20 protein-coding genes are annotated in these 25,983 nt (G+C 64.4%); 14 read left to right on the top strand and 6 right to left on the bottom strand.

Annotation, left to right across the window (positions count from 1 at the left end; translation table 11 throughout):
- Nucleotides 1–27 precede the first annotated feature (27 nt).
- The 6 genes from ACFMRZ_RS20615 to ACFMRZ_RS20590 all read left to right on the top strand — a co-directional run bounded on the left by ACFMRZ_RS20615 (nucleotide 28) and on the right by ACFMRZ_RS20590 (nucleotide 3,006).
- Nucleotides 28–261 carry a hypothetical protein gene (locus ACFMRZ_RS20615; RefSeq protein ID WP_400180389.1) on the top strand — a complete coding sequence of 78 codons (234 nt, stop codon included), beginning with the start codon at nucleotides 28–30 and terminating at the stop codon, nucleotides 259–261.
- Nucleotides 262–454: 193 nt separating this feature from the next.
- Complete coding sequence (locus ACFMRZ_RS20610) at nucleotides 455–1,096, top strand: type II secretion system F family protein (protein ID WP_400180388.1); 642 nt, start codon at nucleotides 455–457, stop codon at nucleotides 1,094–1,096.
- Between the two features lie 214 nt (nucleotides 1,097–1,310).
- On the top strand, nucleotides 1,311–1,913 hold the full coding sequence (locus ACFMRZ_RS20605; RefSeq protein WP_400180387.1) for a type II secretion system F family protein: 603 nt from the start codon (nucleotides 1,311–1,313) through the stop codon (nucleotides 1,911–1,913).
- A gap of 57 nt (nucleotides 1,914–1,970) precedes the next feature.
- Complete coding sequence (locus tag ACFMRZ_RS20600; protein WP_400180386.1) at nucleotides 1,971–2,183, top strand: DUF4244 domain-containing protein; 213 nt, start codon at nucleotides 1,971–1,973, stop codon at nucleotides 2,181–2,183.
- On the top strand, nucleotides 2,180–2,566 hold the full coding sequence (locus ACFMRZ_RS20595; protein ID WP_400180385.1) for a TadE family type IV pilus minor pilin: 387 nt from the start codon (nucleotides 2,180–2,182) through the stop codon (nucleotides 2,564–2,566). The genes ACFMRZ_RS20600 and ACFMRZ_RS20595 overlap by 4 nt, the downstream gene beginning before the upstream one ends.
- Nucleotides 2,563–3,006: an Rv3654c family TadE-like protein gene (locus ACFMRZ_RS20590; protein ID WP_400180384.1), complete on the top strand. Its 444-nt coding sequence runs from the start codon at nucleotides 2,563–2,565 to the stop codon at nucleotides 3,004–3,006. Before ACFMRZ_RS20595 ends, ACFMRZ_RS20590 begins: the two co-directional genes overlap by 4 nt.
- A gap of 317 nt (nucleotides 3,007–3,323) precedes the next feature.
- On the opposite strand, the gene ACFMRZ_RS20585 is transcribed toward ACFMRZ_RS20590, so the two are convergent.
- A complete protein-coding gene (locus tag ACFMRZ_RS20585) occupies nucleotides 3,324–5,720 on the bottom strand; it encodes a DEAD/DEAH box helicase (protein WP_400180383.1) in 2,397 nt (798 codons plus the stop codon).
- Nucleotides 5,721–6,155: 435 nt separating this feature from the next.
- Between ACFMRZ_RS20585 and ACFMRZ_RS20580 the strand changes: the two genes are divergently transcribed.
- The 5 genes from ACFMRZ_RS20580 (at nucleotide 6,156) to ACFMRZ_RS20560 (ending at nucleotide 11,971) form a co-directional block, all read left to right on the top strand.
- Nucleotides 6,156–6,362, top strand: a complete 207-nt coding sequence (locus ACFMRZ_RS20580; RefSeq protein ID WP_019044597.1) for a cold-shock protein — start codon at nucleotides 6,156–6,158, stop codon at nucleotides 6,360–6,362.
- 180 nt (nucleotides 6,363–6,542) lie between these two features.
- Complete coding sequence (gene topA / locus ACFMRZ_RS20575) at nucleotides 6,543–9,512, top strand: type I DNA topoisomerase (protein WP_400180382.1); 2,970 nt, start codon at nucleotides 6,543–6,545, stop codon at nucleotides 9,510–9,512.
- A gap of 101 nt (nucleotides 9,513–9,613) precedes the next feature.
- A complete protein-coding gene (locus tag ACFMRZ_RS20570; RefSeq protein ID WP_280272713.1) occupies nucleotides 9,614–10,138 on the top strand; it encodes a DUF664 domain-containing protein in 525 nt (174 codons plus the stop codon).
- A gap of 79 nt (nucleotides 10,139–10,217) precedes the next feature.
- Nucleotides 10,218–11,426 carry a DNA polymerase III subunit delta' gene (locus ACFMRZ_RS20565; RefSeq protein ID WP_400182923.1) on the top strand — a complete coding sequence of 403 codons (1,209 nt, stop codon included), beginning with the start codon at nucleotides 10,218–10,220 and terminating at the stop codon, nucleotides 11,424–11,426.
- A gap of 302 nt (nucleotides 11,427–11,728) precedes the next feature.
- Nucleotides 11,729–11,971 (top strand): hypothetical protein, encoded by a 243-nt coding sequence (locus tag ACFMRZ_RS20560; RefSeq protein ID WP_280272714.1) that lies wholly within the window; start codon nucleotides 11,729–11,731, stop codon nucleotides 11,969–11,971.
- Nucleotides 11,972–12,392: 421 nt separating this feature from the next.
- On the opposite strand, the gene ACFMRZ_RS20555 is transcribed toward ACFMRZ_RS20560, so the two are convergent.
- Complete coding sequence (locus tag ACFMRZ_RS20555) at nucleotides 12,393–13,787, bottom strand: transposase family protein (RefSeq protein ID WP_400180381.1); 1,395 nt, start codon at nucleotides 13,785–13,787, stop codon at nucleotides 12,393–12,395.
- A gap of 681 nt (nucleotides 13,788–14,468) precedes the next feature.
- Between ACFMRZ_RS20555 and ACFMRZ_RS20550 the strand changes: the two genes are divergently transcribed.
- Nucleotides 14,469–15,803, top strand: coding sequence for a LacI family DNA-binding transcriptional regulator (locus ACFMRZ_RS20550; protein WP_400180380.1), 1,335 nt, complete (start codon nucleotides 14,469–14,471; stop codon nucleotides 15,801–15,803).
- Nucleotides 15,804–15,837: 34 nt separating this feature from the next.
- On the opposite strand, the gene ACFMRZ_RS20545 is transcribed toward ACFMRZ_RS20550, so the two are convergent.
- A complete protein-coding gene (locus ACFMRZ_RS20545; protein ID WP_400180379.1) occupies nucleotides 15,838–16,797 on the bottom strand; it encodes a hypothetical protein in 960 nt (319 codons plus the stop codon).
- A gap of 191 nt (nucleotides 16,798–16,988) precedes the next feature.
- On the opposite strand from ACFMRZ_RS20545, the gene ACFMRZ_RS20540 reads away from it, so the two are divergent.
- Nucleotides 16,989–18,154 (top strand): IS3 family transposase gene (locus ACFMRZ_RS20540; protein WP_400180378.1). Its coding sequence is split into 2 segments (ribosomal slippage): nucleotides 16,989–17,273 and nucleotides 17,276–18,154, totalling 1,164 coding nucleotides; the frame shifts between segments, so codons are not numbered across the junction.
- A gap of 486 nt (nucleotides 18,155–18,640) precedes the next feature.
- Here the strand turns inward: ACFMRZ_RS20540 and ACFMRZ_RS20535 are convergent.
- Nucleotides 18,641–20,062, bottom strand: coding sequence for a hypothetical protein (locus tag ACFMRZ_RS20535; protein WP_400180377.1), 1,422 nt, complete (start codon nucleotides 20,060–20,062; stop codon nucleotides 18,641–18,643).
- The gene (locus ACFMRZ_RS20530; protein WP_400182922.1) at nucleotides 20,063–22,312 is read right to left on the bottom strand and encodes an ATP-binding protein; all 2,250 of its coding nucleotides are present in this window, start codon (nucleotides 22,310–22,312) and stop codon (nucleotides 20,063–20,065) included. It abuts the gene before it with no gap.
- Nucleotides 22,313–22,913: 601 nt separating this feature from the next.
- Here ACFMRZ_RS20530 and ACFMRZ_RS20525 point away from each other — a divergent pair.
- Nucleotides 22,914–23,849: a DNA adenine methylase gene (locus tag ACFMRZ_RS20525; protein ID WP_400180376.1), complete on the top strand. Its 936-nt coding sequence runs from the start codon at nucleotides 22,914–22,916 to the stop codon at nucleotides 23,847–23,849.
- A gap of 46 nt (nucleotides 23,850–23,895) precedes the next feature.
- On the opposite strand, the gene ACFMRZ_RS20520 is transcribed toward ACFMRZ_RS20525, so the two are convergent.
- The gene (locus tag ACFMRZ_RS20520) at nucleotides 23,896–25,872 is read right to left on the bottom strand and encodes a hypothetical protein (protein ID WP_400180375.1); all 1,977 of its coding nucleotides are present in this window, start codon (nucleotides 25,870–25,872) and stop codon (nucleotides 23,896–23,898) included.
- Nucleotides 25,873–25,983: the final 111 nt, after the last annotated feature.

Genomic DNA, 25,983 nt, shown 5'->3' with positions numbered 1-25,983 from the left:
GTTGTGTGGTCGTGGGGTAGGGGAGCGGTGGCGATCGAGCAGATCGTCATCGCCGGTCCGATGACCGTGTCGTTGTGGTGTGGCGGAACAGCGGCGATCCGTGTCGTCGGGCTGAACGGGCCGGAGATTGTGTGGTCATTGTGCGGCGGAGTGGTAGTTATCGGCCCGAACGCACCGAGTGAGCCGAGGGGCCTGTGGTCGTTGTGTGACAGAACGGCGGCGACTGAACCGGTCATGCTCGGCATGGGGGTGGGGTTGTGAGCGCGGCGACCGAACTGGTCGTGCTTGGCATGGGGGTGGGGTTGTGAGCGCGGTGATCTGTTGCCTGGCTCTGGCGATGCTGGTGTTGCCGGTGCGGACTGGGCGGAGTAGGGCGCGGCGTTTGTTGGGTGCGTCCGAAGCGGGACGAAAAGTGCCGCGCTCATTGGTTTTTCGAGCGAGCGCCTTGGCGGCCGTGGCCGCGACTGCTGTGCTGGGAATCGGGCCGCTGCTCGCTGCGGTCATCGTGGCGGGCACGGTGACGGTTCGCGTGCGACAGATCCGTGAGGACAGGCGGCGGGCGGCCGAGTGTTCGGCGCTGGCGGAGGCCCTGGAAACCGTGGTCGGTGAGCTACGGGTCGGTGCACACCCCAGTGCGGCAGCCGCCACCGCGGCGAGCGAGGTCGGCGGCTCGGCGTCCGCGGCCTTCGCGGTGTGCGCGGCACGCAGCAGACTCGGCGGCGCGGCCGCCGACGGCCTGCGCGCACCGGAGGCGGTGATAGCCGCCGAGCTGTCCCGAGTGGCAGACGCCTGGCAGGTAGCCGAACGACACGGCCTCGCCCTGGCCGAACTGCTCGCCGCGATGCGCGCAGACCTACAGAGCCGCATCCGCTTTCGCGACCGCACAGTCGCCGCACTCGCAGGCGCCCGCGCCACCGCACTCGTACTCGCCGGACTCCCCCTCCTAGGCATCACCCTCGGCCAACTGATCGGCGCAGCACCCCTACAGGTACTCCTCACCCCCGGCCCCGGAGCCCTGCTCCTCCCCCTCGGCACCGCCCTGATCTGCGCAGGCCTCCTGTGGACCGACACCATCACCCGAAAGGTACTGAAATGACCCGCACCCCGATCCACAGCACCCACCCCAAACCCCCACCCACCTCGCACCCCACAGTGGCCGCTCCGTCGCCGACCACCGTCGGGCGCCTGGTTCGCGATCGGCGACCCCGGTCGCGCGCCGGCGGGCCTCTCACGACAGCCTCCGCGTCGAGCGCATCGGACCGCAGGTCCGTTTCGTCCGCGTGGTGGTGGCTCGACGTAGGTGTGCGGCCATGACCGGCATGTCTATTCCATTGGCGCTCTTGGCTTTCGCGGTGCTGCTTGTTCCGGGGCGGATGACCCCGGCGGCACGTCTGCATGCCGTTCGGGTTCGCCCGTTCGCTGGGGGTAACTCGCCGAAGGCGGTCTCGGTCCGCTCGGATCCGCTCGCCATGGCCTCGGTGCTCGATCTCCTCGCCGCCTGTCTGCGGGCCGGACTGCCGGTGGGTACGGCTGCCAGGGCGGTCGCGGCGGGCGCGCCCGCGCCGGTCGGTGTGGCTCTGCGTCGGGCCGCTGATCTGACGGCGCTCGGTGCGGATCCGATCGCGGCCTGGGAATGCGCCGCCGACGAAGCCGAATCCGACGAGATGCGCGCCCTGGCACGGCTGGTCCGCCGCTCGGCGCGCTCCGGCGCCGCGCTGGCAGGCGCGGTTTCCGAACTGGCCGAACAGTTCCGCGGCACCGTCGAGGACGCGACCGCCGCCCGGGCCGAACGGGCGGGCGTGCTGATCAGCGGCCCACTCGGCCTGTGCTTCCTGCCCGCCTTCATCTGCCTGGGCATCGTGCCGGTCGTCATCGGCCTGGCCGGACGGGTGCTGGAAGGCGGGCTGCTGTGAACACGCGAGGACTCCGGTGCGGACCGGCCGCACCGGCACAGGGGAAAGGGGACAACGATGCGCTCGACAGCTCGAACAGCGGTACTGGAACTGCGCTCGCGCCTGATCCAGGCGGCAATGGCCGACGAAGGCATGTCCACGGCGGAGTACGCGATAGGCACTATCGCCGCGGCAGCCTTCGGCGCGGTGTTGTACACGGTGGTGACCGGCGATTCGATCGTGAACGCCCTCACCCGGATCATCGACCGCGCATTGAACACGGAGGTGTGACAGATCCAACCGAAAAACCGCCTGACGCAACGACTTCCGAGCCCAACCGCACCTACGGGGACACCGGCGCGGTAACGGTCGAGGCGGCGATCGCACTCGCCGCCCTCGTGGTCGCGGTGTCACTGTGCGTAGGCGGCCTGCTGGCGGCGCCGACCCAGATCCGCTGTGTCGACGCCGCCCGCGAGGCCGCCCGCCTGACCGCCCGCGGCGCCGACTCCGACGCCCTACCCGCGGCCCGCCGAATCGCACCACCGAACGCCTCCATCACCATCCGAACCGACGGCGACTACGTAATCGCCGTCGTCACATCCGGCACCCCACTACTCCCACTCCACCTGCACGCCGAGGCGGTAGCAGTCCGCGAGCCGAGCGAGCCCCAATGACCCGGCCGCCGAACACAAGCGACCGCGTCTCCCGCCTGCACCGTGCCGGTAGCTCGCGCACGAATGTCGGCGTCGGTCGCCGCTCGGGCGCGCGATGGCGGGCCGACGAGGGGATCGCCACGATTACCGCCTGCCTTGTGCTTGCGGCGCTGTTCGCGGTGACTGTCCTGATCACTCACGTCGGCACGGTGGTCGTGGCGCGGCATCGGGCGCAGGCTGCGGCGGACCTGAGTGCTCTGGCCGCGGCGGGCGCATTGGGCTCGGGTGCGGATGTCGGTTGTGCGCGGGCCGGTGAACTCGCGCGGCGTATGCGGGGGCGGGTGGAATCCTGCACAACTGTCGAATGGGATGTGACTGTCACCGTGACGATCGCCATACCTATCGGGCCTTTGGACGCGAGAACAGTTAGAGCGACCGCGCGCGCCGGTCCGGTGTCTTGATCATGGTCCGTCGACCGATCTCAGACCGTACGGTTGGTGCCGGAAGAATGGGTGACTCGAGCCACACATGGTCGCAAACCGTGTTCCGGATTGTCGAATTACACCCTGGGGAATTCTGGTATCGATGCTTTTCAATTTGTCCGCAGAGCGCTATTCGGCCGAATGGTCACCGCCGAGTTAATGCCCAGGGCAATGACTCAGTTAATATGAGGCCATTCCTCTTTATTCGTGGGGCCGCGGGCCGCCCTTGGCCCGTCACGCCCTGCTCACTGCCGCGCGCGGTGTCGCGGAGTGGTCTCACTGCGATGAATCGGCAGTCACATTCCGGGCTCATCGCCGTAATCGGACAAATCCTCCGGCAGCTCCGCGAGCACCGCGGCCAGCAGCGCCGCCGCACCGGCCTTGTCCAGCGGCTGGTTTCCGTTGCCGCACTTGGGGGACTGCACGCAGGACGGGCAGCCACCTGGGCATTCGCACGACTCGATGGCCGCGAGAGTGGCCGCCAACCAGGTGCGCAGCCGAGTGAATCCCCGTTCCGCGAACCCGGCGCCGCCCGGATGACCGTCGTAGACGAACACGGTCGGCAGACCGGTATCGGGATGCTCGGCGGTGGACACCCCGCCGATGTCCCAGCGATCGCAGCTGGCGACCAGCGGCAACATTCCGATCGCGGCGTGCTCGGCCGCGTGCAGCGCGCCGGGCACTCGCTTCGGGTCGATCCTCGCCCTGGCCAGCAGCTCAGGCGTGACCGTGTACAGCACGGCCACCGTCGGCAGGGTCTGTTCGGGCAGCTCCAGCTCCACCAGATCCAGCACCTCGCCGGTCGGCAGTGTGCGCAGATACCCCACGACCTGACGGCTCACCCGCACGCGAGCCAGCGCGGCCGTCACCGAGCCGTGCGCGTGCTCGGTAGTCGTCTCCTCCACGGTGACGGAGGTGACCGCCCGCGCACTCGTCGTCCATCCGGGCTGATCGGCGTGCACGAACGCGACCCCGCCGTCGAGGTCGAGTTCGTCGACGACATAGGTCTCGCCCTGATGCAGATGCACGGCACCGGGATGCAGCGTGGCCGGCGCCCGCCCGGCGTCGGCGGTGCCGAGCAGCCGCCCGCTCTCCTCGTCGACGATCGCCACCGGCGCACCGATGCCGCCGCGTACGTCGACGGCGTCGTGCGGCTGTTCCACGGCCGTGGCGTACCAGCGCGCGGGCCCCTTGGCGGCGGTGCGACGCCGGATCAGGCCCTGCTCGGCGAGTTCATCGACCAGCGTCTGCCCGCCGAACTCGTCCACCTCGGCGTCGGTCATCGGCAGTTCCAATGCCGCGCACAGCAGATGCGGTTCCAATACACAGGGGTTGGTCGGGTCGGTGATCGTCGCCTCGACCGGCCGCCCGAGCAAAGCGTCCGGATGATGCACGAGATACATGTCCAGTGGATCGTCCCGCGCCACGAGCACGACCAGCGATCCCTGCGATCGCCGCCCCGCCCGGCCCGCTTGCTGCCAGAAGGAAGCGACGGTCCCGGGAAAACCCGCGATCACCACGGCGTCCAGGCCCGCGATGTCGATGCCCAGTTCCAAGGCATTGGTCGTCGCGGCGCCCAGCAGCGAGCCGTCGGCCAGTCCGGCCTCCAGGTCGCGCCGATCCTCGGCGAGGTAGCCGGCGCGATAGGCGGTCACCCGCGAGGCCAGCTCGGAATCGAATTCGTCCAGCATGCGCCGGGTTTCCATGGCCACCACCTCCGCCGCCCGCCGGGACCGCACGAAGGTCAGCGTGCGCGCGCCCTCGGCGACCAGGTCGGTCATGATGCGCGCCGCCTCCGCGGTGGCCGCCCGCCGCACGGGCGCCCCGTTCTCGCCGCTCACGGCGGGCAGGAGCGCGGGTTCCCACAGCGCCACGGTGCGCGCTCCCTGCGGCGATCCGTCCTCGGTGACCGCGACGCACGGCGCTCCGATCAGCCGCGATGCGGACACGGCCGGATCGGCCGTGGTGGCCGAGCACAGCACGAACACCGGATCCGCGCCGTAATGCGCGGCAATGCGCCGCAGCCGCCGCAGCACCAGCGCCACGTGCGAGCCGAACACCCCGCGATAGGCATGGCATTCGTCGATCACCACATAGCGCAGCCGCCGCAGCACCCGCGCCCACCGCTGATGCGACCGCAGGATGCCCAGGTGCAGCATGTCGGGATTGGTGAACACCCAGCGAGCGTTGGCGCGCACCCACTGCCGGACCTCCGCCGGGGTATCACCGTCGTACGTGGCGGGATGAATATCGCGCAGTGGCCCTTCATGGGTAAGGGCGGCGGTCGCGCGCAGCTGGTCGGCGCCGAGCGCTTTCGTGGGAGATAAATACAGAGCGGTCGCCCGCGGGTCGTCGAGTAGCGCGGTGAGCACCGGCAGTTGATATCCGAGCGACTTACCCGACGCGGTGCCCGTGGACACCACCACGTGCTGTCCGGCTTTCGCCGATTCGGCCGTTCGAGTCTGGTGTGACCAGGGGATTTCCACGCCGGTCCGGTGTAACGCGTCGATCACCTCGGACGGTATCCAGGACGGCCAGTCGGTGCCCTGCGCTGCCCGCGCGGGTAACTCGGTCACATGAGTAAGACGGTTGTCGCCGTCCGGAAGTCCTAAAAGGACACGATTCAGCAACGATCGCCCATAGCTCGATTGTTTGCCGAGAGAGATCGGAGCAGACGGGTCGGTCGGATTCATCGTGTCGAGATCCCGACGCGCAAGGAATGTGTGAATCGTGTGTGTTGCAGAAGCCCTACCTGCCTATTCGCTACCGAGTAGCGATCTGCGTCACAGCCTGTTTGCCTGACGCCCGCTCGGTTATCCCGAAGCAAACCTACTCCAAGTCTGGATTTGGGCATTGCCACCCTCACCTGCGCATTCGCAAGATCATCTTTTTTGCAAATTGTCGGTAACTCGACTGTCGAATTGCTCGGAGACATGGTTCACTGGTTCCTGGTCGCAAGCTTCTGTGTTCGAGGGAACGGATCAAAGGTCCAAACCATCAGCAGGATCAATGTTGCGAACGGTGTGCTTGATGCTTCCTGCAGGGGGAACAGAGTACAGCGGTCGGAACGGACCCGGTGGACGAACCAAACTTGTCCGCCGTTCCGGTATGGAAAGAGAAGGAACAGAATGGCACAGGGAACTGTGAAGTGGTTCAACGCGGAGAAGGGGTTCGGCTTCATCGCGCCCGAGGACGGCTCCGCTGACGTCTTCGTCCACTACTCCGAGATCCAGGGGACGGGCTTCCGCACCCTCGAGGAGAACCAGAAGGTCGAATTCGAGGTCGGCCAGGGCACCAAGGGCCCGCAGGCCACCGGAGTTCGCGCGCTCAGCTGAGCGGGTCAACCCAAAAGGTCAGATCGCTCGTCCCTCACCGCCTGGCGCGGTGGGGGACGAGCCTTATCCGGGGCCAGTACACTCGACCGCAAACCGGGGCTATTCGACACGCCGCAGCAGAAGTGTGGCGCTACGACACGGTATAAACGTGACTGGCGGGGGGACATCTGTCTCCGCCGCATGCCCCAGCCGCGCGCTGCGCCACCTGCGCCGCGCGGGTCGACAGGAAAGGTGTGTTCGCCGGTGGCAACACGAGACCGCGGTGCATCGCCGAAGCCCCAGGCAGCAGCGCCCGACCAGGGCCGGCCCCTGCGTCGTCTCGTCATCGTCGAGTCGCCGACGAAGGCCCGGAAAATCGCCCCTTACCTCGGCCGCGGATACACCGTGGAGGCTTCTGTCGGCCACATCCGGGACCTGCCGCGCGGTGCGGCGGACGTGCCCGCCAAGTACAAAGGACAGTCCTGGGCCCGCCTGGGCGTCGACGTCGACAACGACTTCGAGCCCATCTACGTGGTCAGCCCGGACAAGAAGGCCAAGGTCTCCGAGCTCAAGAGCCTGCTCGCCGACGCCGACGAGCTGTATCTGGCCACCGACCCCGACCGCGAGGGCGAGGCCATCGCCTGGCATCTGCTGGAGACGCTGAAGCCCAAGGTGCCGGTCCGGCGCATGGTCTTCCACGAGATCACCGAGCCCGCCATCCGCGCCGCCGCCGCCGACACTCGCGAGCTGGACAACGATCTGGTCGACGCGCAGGAGACCCGCCGCATCCTGGACCGGTTGTACGGCTACGAGGTCAGCCCGGTGCTGTGGAAGAAGGTCATGCCGCGATTGTCGGCGGGCCGCGTGCAGTCGGTGGCGACGCGGATCATCGTGCAGCGCGAGCGCGAGCGCATGGCCTTCCGGTCGGCCGAATACTGGGACATCGCCGCCAAATTCGATGCGGGCACCGGGGAAGGCGATGCCGCCAACCCGCGCACGTTCGGCGCCCGGCTGGTCACGGTCGACGGATCGCGGGTCGCCGGCGGCCGGGATTTCGGCGCCGACGGACAGCTCAAGACCAGCGGTGTCACCGTCCTCGACGAGAGCTACGCCCGGCGGCTGGCCGAGGCGCTGGCAGGCGCCGACTTCCAGGTCAGCTCGGTCGAGTCGAAGCCGTACACGCGACGTCCGTACCCCCCGTTCATGACCTCCACGCTGCAGCAGGAGGCCGCGCGCAAACTGCGCTTCGGCTCCGAGCGCACGATGCGGGTGGCGCAGCGGCTGTACGAGAACGGCTACATCACCTATATGCGTACCGACTCCACGACGCTGTCGGAGTCGGCGATCGCGGCCGCCCGAGCGCAGGCCACGCAGTTGTACGGCACGCAGTTCGTACACCCGACGCCGCGCCAGTACACCCGCAAGGTCAAGAACGCGCAGGAGGCACACGAGGCGATCCGCCCCGCCGGCGACACCTTCGCCACGCCCGGCCAGCTGTCCTCGCGGCTCGACACCGACGAATTCCGGCTCTACGAGCTGATCTGGCAGCGCACCGTCGCCTCGCAGATGGCCGACGCCCGGGGCACCACGCTGACCGTGCGGATCACCGGCCACGCCGGGACGGGCGAGGAGTGCGTGTTCTCCGCCTCGGGCCGCACCATCACCTTCGCCGGTTTCCTCAAGGCCTACGTCGAGAGCGTGGACGAGGATTCGGGCGGTCAGTCCGACGACGCCGAGTCCCGGCTGCCGGTGTTGAACGAGGGCCAGGCGGTCTCGGCCACCGAGCTGAACCCGGACGGCCACACGACGAATCCGCCGCCCCGCTACAACGAGGCGTCGCTGATCAAGTCTCTGGAAGAACTGGGCATCGGTCGTCCGTCGACGTATGCGTCGATCATCAAGACCATCCTCGACCGCGGCTACGTGTACAAGCGCGGCAACGCCCTGGTGCCGTCGTGGGTGGCCTTCGCGGTGGTCGGTCTGCTCGAGGCGTACTTCGGCCGACTGGTCGACTTCGACTTCACCGCCGCGATGGAGGACGATCTCGACGCCATCGCCGGTGGGCGTGAGCAACGCGGAAATTGGTTGTCCAGCTTCTACTTCGGCGGCGAGAACGGTGTCGAGGGGTCGGTCGCGCGCTCGGGCGGACTGAAGAAGATGGTCGGCGAGCAGCTCGACGACATCGATGCGCGCGAGGTCAACTCGATCAAGCTGTTCACCGATGACGAAGGCCGCGATGTCGTCGTCCGGGTCGGTCGATTCGGACCGTATCTGGAGCGCATGGTCACCAATCCCGATGACCCGGACGGTGATCCGGTCTCGCAGCGCGCCAACCTGCCCGACGATCTGCCGCCGGACGAGCTGACGCCGGAGGTCGCCGAGAAGCTGTTCTCGACCCCGCAGGAGGGCCGCACCCTCGGCGTCGATCCCGAGAGCGGGCATCGGATCGTGGCCAAGGAGGGCCGGTTCGGTCCGTACGTGACCGAGATTCTGCCTGAGCCGGAAGAGGATTCGACCGCCAAGAAGGGATCGAAGAAGGCGGCCGGACCCAAGCCGCGCACGGGGTCGCTGTTCAAGTCGATGGACCTGGCCACCATCACCCTCGACGACGCGTTGCTGCTGTTGTCCTTGCCTCGCGTAGTGGGCAAGGACCCCGAATCCGGTGAGGAGATCACCGCGCAGAACGGCCGCTACGGTCCATATCTGAAGAAGGGCACCGATTCTCGGTCGCTGACCAGTGAGGACCAGATCTTCTCGGTGACGCTGGAGGAGGCGCTGAAGATCTACGCCGAGCCCAAGCGGCGCGGTCGGCAGGCCGCCAGCGCGGCGCCGCTGCGCGAACTCGGCGCCGACTCCGCCAGCGGCAAGCCGATGGTCATCAAGGACGGCCGCTTCGGGCCCTACGTCACCGACGGCGAGACCAACGCCAGCCTGCGCAAGGGCGACGAGGTCGAGTCGATCACCGACGCGCGCGCCTCCGAGCTGCTCGCCGACCGCCGGGCCAGAGGTCCGGTGAAGAAGACGGCCAAGAAGACCACCAAGAAGGCCCCCGCGAAGAAGGCCACCGCGGCGAAGAAGACCACGACGGCGAAGAAGACGGCCGAGAAGTCCACCGCCAAGAAGACGGCGACCAAGACCGCGGCGAAGAAGAGCAATTCGACGAAGGCCTGACACCCGCTGTTCACTAGCGGAAATCGGCCCATGTCCGAATCGCGCGCATATTCTGCCGTAGCCTGGGCAGCCATTCGGGCACGCCGGCGGAAGGACATCCGATGACCGCACCATCGACCCAAAGAGCCGACCAGGAACGTGAAACCCTGATCGAGATGCTGGCGAATCAGCGCGAACTCTTCCGAATCACGTTGCGGGACATAGAAACCGATCAGGCCCGGCAGCGCACCACGGTCAGCGAGCTGACACTGGGCGGGCTGCTGCACCATCTCGTGCACGTCGAACAGCACTGGACGACGGTGATCGTGGAACGCGATGAGAACGCGGAAATCGATGTGTCCCAATTCGATTCGGAGTACAAACTGGCCGCGGAGGAGACTGTCGAGGGCCTGTTGAAGGAGTGGGACGCGGTCGCGGAGAACACCGCCGACCTGATCCGCAACGTGGACAGTCTCGACACCTCGATCCCCGTTCCGACCGCGCCGTGGGCGCCCGAACGGGTCTGGCAGACAGTACGTTTCACGCTTCTGCACATTCTTCGGGAGATCGCGCAGCACAGCGGGCATGCCGACATCATCCGCGAGGCGCTGGACGGGGCGAATACCACGCATCAGCGCGCGTCCTGAGGTCGTTCCGCGCGCTACGAATGCATGCCGTGCCGGTGCGCCGAGTGTGTCGGTGGTGGCGGCTAGGGTGTACGGCGTGGTGGGTGTCTTCGATCGGCTGGTCGGCCAGGACGCGGTCGAATCCGAGCTGTCCGCTGCCGCGGTGGCCGCGCGCAGCGGTGTCGTGTCGTCGGCCATGACGCATTCGTGGCTGTTCACCGGGCCGCCCGGCTCGGGCCGTTCGGTTGCCGCGCTGTGCTTCGCCGCGGCTCTGCAATGCACCGATCCGGGCGTCCCCGGTTGCGGCCACTGCCACGCCTGCACCACCACCATGGCGGGCACGCACGGCGATGTGCGCCGCGTCGTGCCCGAGGGGCTCAGCATCGGTACCAAGGAGATGCGCGAGATCGTGCAGGTGGCGTCGCGTCGTCCCAGCACCGGCCGCTGGCAGGTGGTGCTGGTCGAGGATGCCGACCGGTTGACCGAGGCCGCGGGCAATGTCTTGCTGAAGGTGGTCGAGGAGCCGCCCGCGCGCACGGTCTTCCTGCTGTGCGCCCCCTCCGACGATCCGGAGGACATCTCTGTCACGCTGCGATCCCGTTGTCGCCACGTGCATCTCGTCACGCCTTCCACCGAGGCCGTGGCCCAGGTCCTGCGGGAGCGCGACGGCCTGGACCCCGACAAAGCCTTCTGGGCCGCGTCGATCAGCGGCGGTCACGTCGGCCGGGCCCGCCGCCTGGCCACCGACCCCGACGCGCAGGCCCGCCGCCAACGCGCGCTGGCCCTGGTCGCTGCCACCGCGCGCCCCGGCGCCGCCTACGCGGCCGCCGACGAACTGGTGAAGTCGGCCGAAGAAGAGGCCAAACAAATGAGCGCGGGCCGGGATGAACGCGAAAAGGAAGAACTCGCCACCGCCATGGGCGCGGGTGGCACCGGAAAAGGCACCGCCTCCGCCACTCGCGGCTCGGCCGGTGCCCTGAAAGACCTGGAACGCCGCCAGAAATCCCGAGCCACCCGCACCAGCCGCGACTCCCTCGACCGCGCCCTGATCGACGTCGCCGGTTTCTACCGTGACGCCCTCGCGGTCCGTTTCGGCGCGGCCGAACCCACCGCCACCTCCGGCGTCACCCTCACTCACCCCGACCTCCCCGACCAGATCCGCGACCTGGCCACCGAGGTCCGCCCCGAGGGTCTGCTCCGCTCCATAGAAGCCGTCCTCGGCTGCCGCACCGCCCTGGACCAGAACGTCAAACCCCGCTTCGCCGTAGCTGCCATGGTCGCGGGTTTGATAGCCGCCCGAACTCCTTGACCCCAGGGCTCTTCACTTCCAATGGCCCGGTGTCGGTGCGCGGCAACCGAATTCGTGTTGATCTTGCCGCGGCCTTCCCTCAGCGGTGAGGAGATTCCTGCGGGATCTGCCGATTGCGGTGTGGCCGGGCTGTTCTAGGTATTCGAGTATCCGTTGCCCTGCACATCGGGAAACGGCAGTGGCCATGACCAGGCCCGAAAGCTCGACCTTAAGTATACGTATAGACGAAGCCTAGAAGGACACCCGATCCTCTTGTAGTCCGCATCCACCCGGGGTGCGCCCCAGATTCAGGAGCAACAGGCATGAACCTCAAAGCCATCGCCGTCGCGTCCGCGACGACCGTCGCGTTCGGTGTGGGCGGCCTGCTGGCGGCCGCCCCGGCCCAAGCAGGCACCTGGTACACAGCCGACTTCAGCACCTACGAGCGGTGCGACGCCGCCGGCGAATACAAGATCGAGCACCACCAGGCTGTGCAGTATTACTGCGACAACGTGAGTGACCCATGGGAGCCACAGCTGTGGCGCCTTCACTTCCTGACACCCTAGGCCCGGGCACCAGCGAACCAGGGCCGCGTGCAGCGCCGCCTGGACGGGCTTTCGGCCTGCGCCAGTCGGCACCGCGACGGACCCGCCCGAGAATCCCGATCAGAGGGCTGGGGGAGCGTTTGCGTCCAGCTGGGTGCCGCCCCCGCCCAGCGTCGTGAAGGTGAGCCGGTCATCCACCTAGCTCTGACCACCGGTTTTCGCGATCCGCCCCCGATTCGATAGACTCGCGGGGCCGAAAGGCACGCCGCCTTAGCTCAGTCGGTAGAGCGCTTCACTCGTAATGGTCAGTGTTGTTGTGCGGCAATCGAATTCCGGTTGATCCTGCTGGTGTCCTTCGACGTTGGCGATGAGGTCCGCTCATCAGCGTAGACACTCGTTTTACCTGCGTGGATCCACCTGCTCACCGGGCAATCGGTAGTGCTCAGGGTGTTCGAGTATCTGTGTACTGCAAGCGGATTCGGTGGGTTTCGGCCGGATTGGGCGGGATTCGGTCGGCGGATTCTTGCCGAGATCTTGTCGGTGTCTCAAGCAGTTGGGGCGGACTGGCTACCGACCGGCGGCGGTGCTCGGAGGGATCGCGAAATTTGATGCCATTTAACGGCGTGTCGCGCCGCGTGTCGCGAGGGGGAGGCGGTGGGTGTCTGTGCTGCCGTGAGGGGTGCCTGTTGCCTCGAGTCAAGATGCGCGCGTGTGGCGGTTCGTTGCCGCGGCTGAGAATGCGCGCGCGGCGGTGTTCTGGGCGAGGGTGCGGTGGTGGGTGTGGGCGGGCTTGGCCGCGACCAGGGCCAGCAGCTCGCTGGTGAGGGCCTGGATGCGGCGTTGCACGGCGGCGGGGTTGGTGTCGGTGCAGGTGGTGTTCATGCGTGCTTCGTGGCGGTGGTGACCGTGGCCGAGGTGTCGGCGCGGCGGTGCGGGTGGTCGCGGTGTCGTATTTCTTGCTGACCTTCGCGCCGGTGCGGGTCTTGGATCGCAGTTTCTGCTGGGGGTAGAAGTAGTTGGTCAGTAGTGACTGCTGGTGCCAGATCTTGTTGAGCAGCAACAGTTCCGGCTCGGTGTCGTAGCGGTGGTAGCCGACGATGGTGCGCACCACCGCCCAGTTCTTCTGCTCCACATAGGAGCCGTCGTTGCTGCGTCCGGGCCGCGACCGGGTGAAGGTCAACTGGCGCAGGTCGCACCAATCTAGGAGGTTGTGGTTGATGAACTCGCTGCCGTTGTCGGAATCCACACCGAGGATCGGGAACGGCATCACCGCCGCGATCTCCTCCAACGCGGACAGGACCCATTTCTGGGCCTTGTTCCGCACGCTGCGGTTCTCCGTCCAGCCGGTGGCGATATCGGTCACCGTCAGCGTGAACGCGTGCTCTCCCAGTACATTCCCGCCGTCGTGGCCGACCAGGTCGATCTCCACGAACCCGGGTACCGCGTCGTCCCAGTCCGCCCACGTGCGGATCGGGATCTGCGACTTCAACAACGACCCCGGCTTGGTATGACTGCGGCCCTTCAGCTCCCGGCGTTTACGCTCCGGAGCCAACCGGCGGTCGATCGTCGCCGCCGACATCCCCGACAGCAAATCCGCTGCCCCGTCCTCGATGTCGAGTTCTCCGAACCGCCGCAGGGTCGCCACCAGGTCACCCCGCACCGGCGCCAGCCGCTTCCGGCTGGCATCCCCAGCACCGCCCAGCAGAACACCAGTCCCGCAACAACATCCGGGCCGTACTTCAGCGGCCGCGGTACCCGTGGCTTCACCACTTTCGGTTTCATCGCCTGCGCCAACGCTTTTCGCGCGTGATTGCGATGCCAGCCCGTCGTCGCGCACAACTCGTCCAGGATGCGCCCCATACCGGCCTTGTCCGCCCGCAGATACCGGGTCGCTATCGCCTTCGTCACAGCCTTGCGTTGACCCAAGGTCAGCTCCATCGCCCAGGGCCTACCGGACCCGGCCCCGACCGGCCCGGAAGGCGCGCCGCACGCGCGCATCCCCATCTGAGGCAACGACCCCAGCCACGCGCGCATTTTTGATGAGTCAACTCGGGGTGTTGCGCGGCAGTCGATCACGTGGATATCCTGACCTCGCTATCAGAACTGTTGGTGTGGTCTCACCGCAGTTGGCGTCGGAGGACTTGTACGGCGCGAATCCGGCTTAGTCGGGCCCGACAGGGTTCCGCGGGCCGGTGTCGGTCCCCCTTTCGTGCCGTTTTGGCGCGCGACGCCAGGAGTCCACCGGAATGCCTGCTATCAACCGAGGGCACTACCACGAAGCCCGGTTCAAGATTGCGCCCGGCAAGTATCAGACCATCTACGACGGGAACGGCAAGCCGGTCCGATTCGCGACCAAGAAGTTGGCTCAGGCCGCCTGCAAGGAGGCTGAGATCGAGTATCGGCTTCTGGGCACGGTCAGGTCGGCGCCCGTGCCGCAGGCACCCGTTGCGCCGCCGACCCTCTCGGCCTGGCTCTGCCGGCGACAGCTGACCCAGGCGATCAGAAGTTCGAAGACTACGTGGAGGAGTGGTTGGACGACCAGGACCTGGCCGACACCACGATCTACAACTACGAAAGCCACATCCAGGTTCACCTGCTGCCGACCTTCGGGCCGATGCCGCTGAAGGAGATCACACGGAAGTCCGTCGCTGAGTGGGAGAAGGCGTTGAGGGCAGCCGGGTATGCGGCCGACAGCATCACCGCCTATCGGGCCGTTCTGCACGTGATCCTGGAGGATGCGGTCGAAGCCGGGAAGGTGACGGTCAATGTGGCGCGCCGGAAGCGAAACCGTGGGCGCCGCACCGGAAGAAGGTCGAATCGCGCACCGGAGAAGGTGATCACGAACGCGATGGGAGCACTGCTGATCGCTGAGCGGATGGCGTTGTTGTCGGGCCGGGACGACGAGTTCGTGGCTATGGTCCTGAAGTTCTATACGGGGATGCGGATCGGGGAGCTGATCGGCCTGGAAGCCAAGTACGTCACCGATCATCGGATTCGTGTCGAATGGCAGCTGGCCGAGGTCGCCGGGAAGCTGATCAAGTGCGAGCCCAAGAACGGATCGCGGCGAGACATCGACTTGCCAGAGTTCCTGTGGCGCATGCTGGTCGGATTCACCACGCGCACACCGAGACTGCCTTGCACCTGTCATCAACTCAGTTATGTGTTCGGTGGTCAGGCTAAGCGACGCAGTCGCCGCAGTGCCAGCGGAGTGACGCAGAGGATGATTGCCGAGCGTGCAGAGGTCACGGTGAGCACGGTGTCCCTGGTGCTGCGGGGCCGGTCGAATGTGTCCGAGGTGACGCGTCGCCGAGTTCTGCGGGCAGCCGATGAGCTGGGTTACGCCAGCCCCGTCGTAGGTGCCGAAGCAGGCCACTGGCGGCGTTCAGGCTTCTACGCGTGGTTGCACACGCCGGCGGTGTCGGGTTGGTACCCACAACGTGGGAAGGCCTCGCCGAAACATCCGGTACCGGTGAGTGCCGACGTCTTTCCTGGCGTTCCCGTACGCGGGCGCAATGCTCACGGTCGTGCCGACGCGTGTTGGATGCCGATCGCGAATGGCATGACGCCACAAGGGAATCGGCATTCGCACCGGACTCTGTTGGAGGAGTTGGGGACGCCGCAAAAGCTGATCAACGCGCGGATCGGCCACGAGGACTCATCGGTCCAATCCCGCTATACGCACGTCACGCAGACGATGGTCGACAAGTTGATGGACGACCTGACTCGCGTGTGGAACGAGGCCCTCGATCGGCGACTGGAGATGTCGGCGAACTCCCCCGTGGCGGTGCTGGACGGTCTGTTGCGAGAGCGAGCCGAAAAGCTGGAGCAGGAAGATCTAGTGGTGGCTGCGTAAGCGACTGGCTTTTCGGCTGGCTACCCGCTGCTGCTCACTCGTGTTGCGGCACTCGCACCACGACGATGCCTGCGACGTTGCTGGGCATGTCCGATGCCAAGCGGTCCTCATTGAAGTTGCCCGCGGTGATCTCGAGGACGTAGCCGGGCGGCGTATGCCGCAGAGGGTTGAGCGTGTGCTCGAAGTACCTAAGACCCCAATGCCCGGTGTCGTCGGGGACGTCGCCGAAGACTGGGCCAAGCTGGTCATGGTCGCCATAACGGTCGCTTTCGACGGTCGCCGATACTGCGCTGAATTGCCCGGAGCGAGTTCTCAACACCCGGTCGATCATCGAACGAGCGATTGCTCGTGTTCCGTCCTGTCGATTCCGGAGGAAGTCCGAGAGTTCCGGTGAGAGCTGCTTCTCGAGCGCCGGTATCAGCGGTGCGCTTGTCGGGCGTCTCCACACGTCCTCCAATGCCACGGATCGCTCGTAGGTCGACGCCGCGTCACTCACAAGCAGTTCGTCTGCAAGCAGGGCCGGCATCAGGGAAACAGTGCGCTTAACGCACTGGGTGCAGCGCCCGCTCAAGTGAAAGTCGGGGCAGCGCTCCCACCTCCGGTAGTCGCCTGTCCCGAGGTAAAGCGCATAGACAGGCAGGAGATCCAGCGCCGCCGCAGCGGAACGAAGCACCTCGCGTTGCGAGCGCGTCGCGCTCCTCGCTTCGTAGCCGAAGTCGAAGTTCCACTTGCTCCTCGTCACGGTCACGCGCTTCGCCTGGACGAGCATTCCGTAGGCGCCCGTGTTGTCCACCCACCACCAGACCCAGTCGGCACCGCTGAGAGCTTCGGCTCGCTGGGTAAACGGAACGACGTTAACTGCCCGGGAGGTGTGGGCCGTTACGATCTCGGTGATTGTCGTCTCGCTCCACCGCAGGCCCGTCTGCTCGCACGCGGCCATGTGCCGGCCAGCGTGGATGCGAGCCCATCTGAACGCGTTCTCGACCGCCGTCATGGGTCTCATCTTCTACGCGAAGCCGGACAAATATCGGATGGTTGTCGAGATCGCTTGTCAGCCACGGATTGTTAGCCTGTGAACAAACTGCTCATTTCCGTGGCTGGGTTCGGGCGAGGCGGCGGGGCTGCTGCACGGATAGGTGACAACTGAGATGGCTGGTCTGGTGGCCGGCCTGAGAGGATGTCACTGTGCCCAAGCCGTATCCGCGGGAGTTCCGCGATGACGTGGTCCGGGTCGCTCGCAACCGCGAGGACGGGGTGACGCTGGAGCAGGTCGCCGCCGATTTCGGTGTGCACCCGGTGACGCTGTCGAAGTGGATGCGCCAATCCGAGGTCGACGACGGGAACAAGCCGGGAACAACGCGCACCGAGTCGGCCGAGTTGCGTGATGCCCGGCGTCGTATCCGGTTGCTGGAGCAGGAGAACGAGGTGCTGCGGCGGGCGGCGGCGTATCTGTCGCAGGCTCAGATACCGGGAAAAGGCTCTACCCGCTCGTGAAAGAGCTTGCCGCTGAGGGGATTCCTGTAGCGGTGACGTGCCGGGTACTACAGCTCGCTCGCCAGCCCTACTACCGGTGGCTGGCCGAACCGGTCACTGCCGGAGAGATCGCAGCAGCGTATCGGGCTAACGCGCTGTTCGACGCGCACCGTGACGACCCCGAGTTCGGATACCGGTTCCTGGCCGACGAGGCCCGCGTCGCCGGTGAGGTGATGGCCGCGCGGACTGCGTGGCGGATCTGCTCGACCAACAGGTGGTGGAGTGTGTTCGGCAAACGCCGGGGCGGCAAGAGCGGACGGCCGGGGCCGCCGGTCCATGATGACCTTGTCCGCCGGAACTTTATCGCTGATGAACGAAACCGGCTGTGGCTCAGCGATATTACCGAACATCGCACCGATGAAGGCGAGCTGTATCTCTGCGCGGTCAAGGATGTGTTCTCGGGGCGGATCGTGGGCTACTCGATCGACTCGCGCATGAAGTCGCGGCTGGCGGTCGCGGCGTTGAACAATGCCGTAGCCCGCCGCGGTGAGGTGGCCGGCTGCATCCTGCACACCGATCGCGGGTCGCAATTTCGTTCCCGGCGATTTGTCCACGCGCTCAACCGTTTCGGCATGTCCGGGTCGATGGGCCGGGTCGGCGCGGCCGGTGACAACGCCGCGATGGAAAGCTTCTTCAGCTTGCTGCAACGCAACGTTTTAGACCGGCAGCGATGGGACACCCGCGAACAACTGCGGATCGCGATCGTCACCTGGATCGAGCGCACCTACCACCGTCGGCGTCGACAAGCCCGACTCGGCCGGTTGACCCCCATCGAATTCGAAACCATCATGTCCCCAGCAGCCCGACAGGCTGCTTAACCACTGTCACCTGATCGTGCAGCAGCCCCGAGGGGTACTAACCAACCAGTCATGCACAAGAGCGCCGATGAGCGCGGTGGTCACCCATTGGACCGCGCCTAGCGATGTACCGGACGTCAGGGCCTGGGCCATCTCCGCTGATCTGTCGTGGCTTGAAACCTGTTGATACGAGGCGGCATTGAGCGCCGTCACTCCAATGCAGAAGGGGTGCACTGTATTCTGCAACCACCGGTCCGATCACGAGCCTTCATATCACAGCGACTTCTCCTGGCTTGGTGCTCGCAGGATCGATGCCGTTACGGCTCGACGAGCCAACAATGCAAGAGAAGAACATTGCCTCAGTGCGTGTGAACGAAACTGCTCATTGTCGTGGTTGAGCGTGGGCGAAGCGGCGGGACATGAGGATGATCACTTCAGCAGGTGACCCAGGCTCCGTGGTGTTCGGGCAGGCGTTTCGTAGTCGCGGATGCATCTGCGGCGCACCCGTCAAGACTTCTTCTTGAGCTTCTCCTCGGTGAGGATGCGAAGCACATGGTCCGCATTATTAAGGGGGTATGCCGCCCACGTATGTGCGAGTGAGACGGGGATGACCGCGTCGTCGTACAACCGGGTTCCCATTCTATCCAACGCCCGGAAGGTCCTCTCTAATGTCGGGAAACGTCCTGGTTGGCTGTCTGTATCCGGCGTCCCAGCCGTAGATTTGGCATAGGCGCGACCCTCTAGTGGCGGCACCGTGAGAACAATGAGTTGTCCGTCGCTGGCGTGGTAGAAGAACTTCCGTCCGTAGTAGGTCTCGGTCAGACTGCTAACACGCAGGACCTCATGCATATAAGAATCGTCTAGACGCATATAGCTCCCAGGTGGGACGAATCGCTGTATGCCGTGCAGATGCTCCACTGGGTAGCCAGTCTTCGCGATACCAAGCACAACTGGCGGTTGCTGATCGCGCTTGATACAACGCCCCATAATGGCCTGCCATATCCCGAGTAATCCACGAAATATGCGTGCGGCCTCACCGAATACAGCAAGATCTCCATCGTATAGAAAGGCCGTCTGCGGAAGCAGTTTCGGGTAGAGTTGTTCAAGGCTCAACGCTACGCCAACTAAAACAAGGTGTTCAACGATGTCCCGACACCGACCCATCACCTCGCCATTGGATGCATCCGGCCGAAAGGATTCGAATATGCGGAATGTATCCGTGGACCACAGTTCAATGCCACACTCTGGACACGGAATCATACTGTGCGCAGGCACACAAAGGCCGCGCGATCGCGCTACGTTAGAATCGTTGAGACTGCAAGAATCGTTAGGGCATTTGGGGAGCAGAATTTCGCCTCGGGATGCGGCCTGCTGGTCGGGTGCGATCCCATGTTTCTGCACCTCCAGCATCAGGTCGAGGAGTGAGAACTGTTGCTGGATGCGGGTAGCGTTGAAAAGATCGAACAACTCCGCCCTGAAGGCCGTTCGCGGGTCGGTGTATTTTTCGTGCTCCAAGAATGATCCGGGGAGAAATCCAGCCACGACGGCTGCTTCTGTCGCCTCGGCGATCTTGCTCGGGCTGACGAATGGTCCCTCATGCTCTGACATGTGCTCCAGGTCTATGAATACACCGGCGATCTGGAGGTAGAGAACACGCGTGGACGGGTAGCGATCGAACGTTTCCTCATACTCGTGGCCTGAGCCGTCGACAGCGACAACGTAGCGGATCGTGGGCTGGGTGGCTTGGCCTAGTTTGTCGGTAGGCTCGACCAAGTCTTCGATTCGTTTGGGGTCGAAGCAATCCTCGGGCTTGCGGTAGTGAGCGAGCCGCTCCTGAATCCTTGGATTGTCGGCAGTAGGTGTGTGTCCGAAGCGGGATGCCATCTCGAACCGCATCCCGCCACCTGGCAGCCTGCTGCTGTAGGGCACCTAGTCCTCCACTTCGTCGAACAGTCCGGGAGATGCACCGTCAGTGCGAACCGCGCCCGCTACTCGTGCTCGGTTGGACTCCGCGAAGATTTCGTCAGGATCCGGGCAGTCATCGAAGTCGTCTGTCGCGCCGACGGCATCGGGCGCGAATTCGGTGCTGAATTGAGTCGCCGCGAGGCCACACTCGTTCCGAATCTCATTCACCATGTCGAGATCGAACTTTTTAACTTGGATCGGCAATGTGTACGGAGAGGAGTCGGTCCGAAGGCGTACGAAGCCTCGATCATCGGCAGTTAGGATCTGTGCTGCGTAGTCGGAAAAGTCATAGTAGTTCGAGAGCTTCTTGAGCTCGCCGGAGTTATTCATGTAAGCGCACACCCAATTTGCCGTGTTTGACAGGATCATGTCGTCGACACTGGATACCTCTTGGGTGGCGTAGATCATGCCAATCTTGTACTTGGCGGCCTCCTTGGCAAGTCGGACGTAGGGGTCGTTGCTATTGGTTGTGCGGTGAAATTTGTCCCGATCGAATAGTCGATGAGCCTCTTCAAGGAAGATTTGCATCGGACGGGAAGGATGACCTTCCCTGAATCGCGCAGAAGCGCGTCCTAGGATCTCGGTAACGACTCGCTCTGCGCAGGTCTGAAGTACTTGCTCGGATCCACGCGAGAGATCGACAATGACAAGGCGGCCCCTCGCAAGGTCCCCGTATATGGCCGAAGCGAAGTCGACATGTGATTCGGATGAGTGGTAGGAGCGCAGCATTCGCAATTCTTTGTAGCCGTTAGCTGAACCAGTTGACGCGAGCATCCCAATCAGGCCATCCACGCTGGCGTCACCGTGGCCGCCGCGCGCAGGGTCGGAGATCCACATCTTGACTGCCTCGGCTTCATCGGCCACCAACTTTCTTTTAGCGGCGACTCTAGCGATCTGAGCCGAGGCTGACTTCAGCTGATTAGCCGTGAGACGCAGCGTCATCCCCCCGTCAATTCCGAGGAGGGCTCGTGTGTGCTGATTTACCGGCACACGGCAGTGCCATCCGGAAGGAGGCGTCAGACCCGCATTGATCAAGATGCCGTAATACATTGCGCGAACTGCTAATAGTCGATTCTTGTCACCCGAGTCGGGAGCCGAGTCAGGGTCGCGTGTCGGATCGCAAGACAAGAAGTTTTGAATATACTTGCGCTGATCGCCGCGGAAGAACGACTCGACGAGGCTCCAACATCCGTCGAGCTGCGTGTCATCAAAAAAGTTGAGCGATAATGGTCGAATGTTCTTGTTCCGGTCCGCCTGCGTGGCGCCGAGTCTGTAGATCCTGACGTTATCGCCGAGCTGTGAGAGCGCTGTCTTGTCCTGGCGATTTGCGTACGCATACTCGCCGGCAGGGTCGAAAATCAGCTGCCCTACGTTCGTACCTGTCTTATGGGCGTAGAGATGTACCGCTGACGCGATGACTTTCATGGTGTTCGACTTGCCAGCTCGTGTCATACCGAACACTGCTGTCTTGTGTGCGACAAAGTCCTTCGGCCGAACGCGGACCTCCACCTCGGTCGACTGACCAACACCTTGGGCAACTTGTTCCCGGCGCCGTGATGAGGCGTATCGCAGCGTACCGATCACCATAGTGGTGTCAGTGTCGGGAAGATCGGCGTTTGCTGGCTCGTCACCTGGCAGGTCACCTGCGCGCTCGCCCATCGGGAGCTCGACGTGGTCGACAACCACTTGCAGGCTCTCGTCGTAGGGCTTCGCGACGAAGTACCCGGCCGCAGCGTAGACCGCGTCGACGTCCTTGCCGAAAACCAGATCGCCCTTCTCATTTTCGACAAAGGTGCCGAGGATGCGGCACCGAAACGCGGCCTGCTGCATCAAGCTTCGAGTCAGAACGTCGGCGCCGCGGCCCTCTAGGCCGTCCTCGCGATAGTGGTCCGTGATGGTGCGATCGGTGTCCTCAGCTCGTAGACGAGTGAGGTCGGACTGGTTTGGTAGCGACGCTTCCCGAATGACGCGAAGTAGCACGACTTCGCGATCCTGGGCGTCGACCGCGCCGGTCCGCGCGGGGTTGTCGAGTCCACGTGGATAGGCCAGCAGCAAGCAGTGCTGCGGAATCCCATGTGCTCCATGTGTCCACGCATCGTTGGTCAGGACCGTCGCTTCCTGATACCCGAAGTCGAAGATTCCACCGACCTTGGTGGAGTGCGCCAAGAGACCCATCAACACTGATCCAGCAGCGCCAGCACTTGCGCCGAGCATGGTCGACACAACGCCCCCAATCTCTATGCAATAAACGAAGTTACGCCCCTACAGGCACGCCGATGTGCCAGTGACGACCGTAGCGCACACCACCGGCACTATGGGGCCGTCTGCGCAAGCAACAAGCGGCGAATATGGACGAGGAGCTGCCAGCCTATTGTGCAGTCGACGCAGCGGTATGTTCTCGTATTAGGCTGTCGCTCAACATGATTGAAGTCGGAACGACATCTGGATGCTGGCCACAGGCCATTCGCCAAGCAGATTCACGCGCCTGGGCCCGGCGCGGTGGGGCTGGCCGAGTGGTGGCAGGGTTCGCTGCTAACCCGGCTGAGGGCGCGGACGGACCGCGTCGGTTCAGCACTAAGCGATCACGTCAGCTCCGGCGAGGACTGTGTTCTGCCGGCCATGGACGTTACTCGTCAAGTCGCAGCGGATTGCGTCCGATGGCCGGTTACAGTTGGCGCACAACGATTGTCAGCCCCGACCGAGTGGTGCCAGGATTGAGATGCCCGGAATGAGCTGATTGCTACGATGAGAGGAGCTGAGTCTGCTGTCTGTCAAACGACCAAACGTCCGGCGTCGCCCTTGGCCTGCGGACGCGGTGCTCGACAAGCCCTGGTACGGGTTGGCGGACGCAGTGCTTTCCACTCACTCTGTTGTTAGCCCGTTGCGCTACCCAGGCGCTAAGCGGCAACTGTTCGTGACGCTGACAGACATCATCAAGGCTAACGTTCCTCCGCCGCGTTTGTTGCTGGAGCCCTTCTGCGGTGGGGCGACGACATCACTACGTCTGGCCGGGCTCGGAGTCGTCGAGCACGTTGTTCTTGCTGATGCGGACCCTCTGGTCGGTGCATTCTGGTATGTAGCGGCGTTCGACACGACTTGGCTTGTTAACGCAATGAAAGAAGAGTCGGTAACGATCGAGCGTTGGGACTGGTGGCGTCTAGCTGAGCCGAAGAGTAGACGAGATAAAGCCCTGAAATGTCTATTTCTGAATCGCACCACATTTTCTGGGATCCTGCACGGTCGGGCAGGGCCGATCGGTGGGCGAGCGCAGAAATCGCCATACAAGATCGATTGTCGATATGGCGTCGAAGGTTTGGAGCGGCGAATCCGGGCTGTAGGGGACTTAGCGAACACGGGGCGATTGCTCGACGTGTGGACATGCGACTGGCGGACAAGCCTTGCACGTGCGCAGACATGGTTTCCGGAACTGACATCAAACGAGATCATCCTCTATCTCGACCCGCCATATGTAGACAAAGCCGCCACTCTGTACGGCTGGTCGTTCCAGAACGATGAGCATAAGAACTTGGCCACAGCACTCAGAAATTCCACTGACTTTAGATGGGTTCTTTCGTATGATGACGCAGATCTAATTCGACAGCTCTATCCGGAAAAGAGGGGACAGCGCCGGATTCTCGTTTCGCACCAATACAGCGCCGCTACAGCTAAGAAGCGCACAAGTCGGGATGAACTGCTCGTAACGAACTATCCGGATATTCCAATCTCGACTAGCTATCGCGTCATTGGATGATTGCCTAGTGCGATATAGCAGTCGAGGCTCGAGCGCAATGTCAGAGCTACGACGACAGATCGCTTGGTGTGGAGCGGTTGCCCACTACCACACCAACCACGACCATGCGGTCTTTCGTCGCGCCGGCCGGACGGTGCCGAGCAAGCCAAACTGACTCGTCGAGCCTCGGCGTGCCATCGCGGTGGGGCGTCAAGTCGAGTACGAGAAGCTGACCGAAAGGTACGTTCGTGTTCCCGTATTCCGCGGCTTGATGGAGATAGCTCTTCTCAAGCTTTTCCGGAGTGGAGTCGGCGAGTTCGCGCTTGATTTCCGTAAGGTAGCGTGTGGTTCCGAACATTACAATGACATCCGCGCGGCCCAGGGCGATGTCGGTTTGCTCTACGGCGACTAACCCATTCAGCGGGCCAGTCTGAAGCCATTGGTGGTAGTCCTGCTGTAAGTCCGCCTCAACCGGGCGGACGTCCCCGTCTTTCAGCACTCGACGGTAATCGTTGTCCTTCTTGTGTAGACCCCATGTCTTGGTCGTGAGGTTGGCCCGGCTAAAGAGAAAACGAAGTGTCTGTTCCAACAGGAGGCCAAAGGTGTTTCTGACCTCGCCGACGAAGTCGGGCGACTGGCCCAGTTGCTGGAGCAGATTTTCAAGTAGACGGTCGAGTACGGGATGTGCGGTCCGCGATCGCGCAAGTTCGGTGCTATAAACGATCCCTTCTAGAACCTTAAGCTTGTCGTCCGCGATGTCGTTGGCCACATCTGCGGCCTGGCACTCACCCAGGACGTGAACTAAGGAGGGAGCAAGGCGATACACCCGAGCCGTGTCGACCTGGTGAGGCTCCTCGTCGTCGTCCCCATCAGGCGCCAGCCGCGGTTTTCGGGTGTGGCTTGCGCGTGATGTGGTCGCCGCGGTCTTGATCCTGGTGAGCAGCAACTCTGCGGTAGGTGCGTCAAGGGGCGGGGTGTCGAGCTTGGATAGTTCGGTGATGGAGCGCTGCAGTGCGGCAAGCAGGCTTTGCTGCCGCAGTATCGCGTTCTCGATGGTCGGTTCGACAATGGCGGCGAGTCCGGGTGCGTCGTCCAAGCTCGGTAGCGGACGGGCCGTTCGTGCTTGGGCGTAGGCATCGAGAACCGTGGCGAGTGCGTCCCAGACGTCCATCCACACGGTTTCGGCCAGGTGATCGGCAGCTGCGTTCAGAACGAGTACGAGTCGCCGCCACGCTAGTTCTGCTGCACGACGAGGTTGGAGCCACGGTGGTGCGTTCATGCCGTACAGCCACGCGTCGCGCTGGTTCAACGCGGTCGTGAGCCTGCCGCTGGCATCGACCAGGCGACCGTGATCTTGCGCAGCGAACGCGAGCAGGGCGTCACATGCGGCGGCATAGGCTTGCGCGTCTTGGCGCCCCTCCTCGGCGGCGTCGACGGTGGCGAATTCGGATCGCGCGGCAGTGAGTGCGGCCATTGCTGCGGGCAATGTGTCCGCGGTGAGCGCAGACCGTAGGCGCCAGCACGCGAGCTCGAACGCTGCGTCTACGCCTGCCGCGCTGTCGTGGCGCAATTGGTCCAGGGCTACGTGCAATGCGGCGGCGATAGTTTCCTCGTTTGCCCAGTGATCGATGGCGGCGCCGAGCAGGCGTGGGAGGCGTTCGGTGAATTCCTCCGGTGCGGTGGACGGAGGCATCGTGAGGTGACTGAGAACTCCAAAGGGTGGCGTGGCCCCGGCGAGGGCCAGACGTACTGCACCTTCCAGCCGCCCGGCGGCTAGCAAGGGGTTTGCGTGGATCAGAGGTGTGAGGTCGCGCAGGAGCACGTTGGACAGTTGTGCGCCTTGAGTTTTGAGCGTGCTCGCACTCCCGAGAAGTTCATCCAAGCTGCCCGTGAGGGCGAGGAGGCTTGTTTGGCCGGGCAATCCCTCGATGAAGCGAGCAGTGGCCGCGTGCCATATATCCGGTGCGCTATCCACGACTGAGGCGAGAGCGTGGGCAAGCATCGGCGCCAGCGGGCCGGCAGCAATGTCGGCGGCCTCGTGCACGACTGCCTCCGGTCCGAGTTGAGCGAGTGACGACACTGCTCCCTCGGTTGCGGTGTCGATAAGGTGCTCAGCCAGCCGGGTCATGACTACGGCCGCCCGACTACCGAACAT

It is taken from the genome of Nocardia sp. N2S4-5, from assembly GCF_044628355.1.
GTDB lineage: Bacteria > Actinomycetota > Actinomycetes > Mycobacteriales > Mycobacteriaceae > Nocardia > Nocardia wallacei_B.
Note: the sequence above shows the minus strand (reverse complement) of the source record. Positions and strands in the feature narration are given on the sequence as shown.